This is a genomic window from Serratia sp. 4542 (assembly GCF_016805595.1).
Classification (GTDB): domain Bacteria; phylum Pseudomonadota; class Gammaproteobacteria; order Enterobacterales; family Enterobacteriaceae; genus Serratia; species Serratia nevei.
Window position 1 is genome coordinate 1 of record NZ_RXKV01000026.1, and the last position, 2,114, is coordinate 2,114.

The window sequence follows — 2,114 nt, forward strand, 5'->3', positions numbered from 1 at the left end:
CGAACAGCGCCGTCACCATGTGCAGGCCGCGTTCGGCGCACACCGCCACCCGGCTGTCCGGACCGACGCCGCGCGCTATCAGCGCGTGCGCCAGCCGGTTGGCGCGGGCGTTCAGCTGGGCGTAGCTCAGGCTTTCCGCTCCGCTCACCAGCGCGGTGGCGTCCGGCGTGCGGCGCACCTGCTGCTCGAACAGCGCCGCCAGCGTCTGATCCAGCGGATAGTCACGCTCGGTGCGGTTCCAGCCATGCAGCAGCAGTTCGCGTTCCGCCTCCGGCACCACCGCCAGTGAACACACCGGCGTCTCCGGCGCCTGCTCCAGCGCTTGCGCCAGTGAGCTCAGCGCCTGCACCATATAGTCACACACCCGCTGGGCATCGACCGTCTCGGTCACCTGCACCGTCACGCCCAGCGAATCGCCGCCGTCCTCCACCGATAACACGAACGGATAGTTGGTACGCTCTTCGGCGCTCAGCAGGCTGACACCTTCCGGCAACGCCACTGCTTCGCCGTTGTTGTGGCGATAGTTGAGCAAGGCGCTGAACAGCGGCGCCCCAGGGCTGACGCCGCTGCAGCGCTGCGCCAATGCCAGCGGCGCATGTTCATGCGCCAGCAGCCCGCTCAGCCGCACGTGTGCCTCTCTTGCCGCCGTCTCCACGCCTCGCCGATCGATATCCAGACGCAGCGGCAACGTGTTGATAAACAACCCCAATGCCCGTTCCGCGCCTTCGCCGCCCTGCAGACGCCCCAGCAATACGGTGCCGAACACGACCGCGTCTCGCCCGCTGACGCTCGCCAGCACCTGCGCCCAGGCCAGGTGGCACAGGCTGGCCAGGCTGACGCCCAGCCGCCGCGCCTGTCGCCGCAACCGCAGGTTCAGCGCCGAAGAGAGCGCCTGGTAGCGGCAGGCGATTTGCCGCCCTTCGCCGTGCACGTCGCTCAGGCCGAACGGCAGCACCGGCTCGCGGATATCTGCCAACATGTCGCGGAAGAAGCTTTCATGCTCCGCCTCGCTGAGAGCCAGGCGCGCCTGCGCCACCGCATTGCGGAACGGCTGGGCGACGCCCAGCTGTGCCCCACGGCCGGCGAGGATCTCGCCGATCTCTTGCTCCATGAAGGCCAACGTGGAGTGATCGCCAATCAGATGATGCCACTGCTGCAAAGCGCACCAGCTGCCGTCCTCCTCCTGCGTGACGGTAAAGTTGAGCAGCGGCGCGCGGGTCAGATCCTGCCGCTGCTGCAACGGATCAAAGCTGGCCGCCAGCTGTTGCCAAATCGGGCCGTCAGCCGGATCGAAACGCCGCTCGCTCAGCGCCAGCTCAGCCTTGCGCCACACCACCTGCACCGGCGAGGACATGCCCTGCGTGATGAACGCAGTGCGCAGAATGTCATGGCGATCGATCACCTGCTGCATCGCCGCCAGCCAGGCGTCCAGTCGCGCACGGCTGTCGAAACGCAGCACCGCGGACAGCTGGTACGGGTCACCCCGTTCCGCCAGCAGATGGTGGAACAAAATCCCCTCCTGCAGCGGCGACAAGGCGTAGATGTCCTGTACGTTGGCCACGCCGCCCGGCACCTGCGCCACCACCGCGTCGATTTCCGGCTGGCTCAGCGTCGCCAGCGGCAACATCTCCGGCGTAATGGAGGCCCCGCCCGGTAAAATCCGGTTTTCCGGTATGTCGATCTCACCTTGCGCGCTCATCGCCTGCGCCAGCGCCGACAGCGTCGGCGTTGAGAACAACGTCTGCACGTTCGCTCCCCAACCGGCGCGCCGCAGCTGAGCCATCAACTTCACCGCCAGCAGCGAGTGGCCCCCCAGCTCGAAGAAGTTATCGTGGCGGCCTACCTGCTCCACGTTCAGCAGTTCGCGCCAGATCGCCGCCAGCAGCGTTTCGTGTTCACCCTGCGGCGCTTCGTACGCTGCCTGGCTCTGCGCCCCCTGCGGCTCCGGCAACGCCCGACGATCCAGCTTGCCGTTCGGCGACAGCGGCAACGCCGCCACCACCACCCAGGCCGACGGCACCATATAGTCTGGTAGCGCCGCGCTCACATGCTGCCGCAGCGCGCCTGCCAGCGTCTCTTCCGCCACGCCGGCAGCCGGCACCACCCACGCCACC

The 2,114-nt window shown here is 67.7% G+C and carries 1 protein-coding gene; it reads right to left on the reverse strand.

The annotated features are described in order from the left end of the window. Positions 1-2,114 (reverse strand): condensation domain-containing protein (locus EKL15_RS24610; protein ID WP_203090521.1); only part of this gene is annotated, 2,114 nt, incomplete at both ends.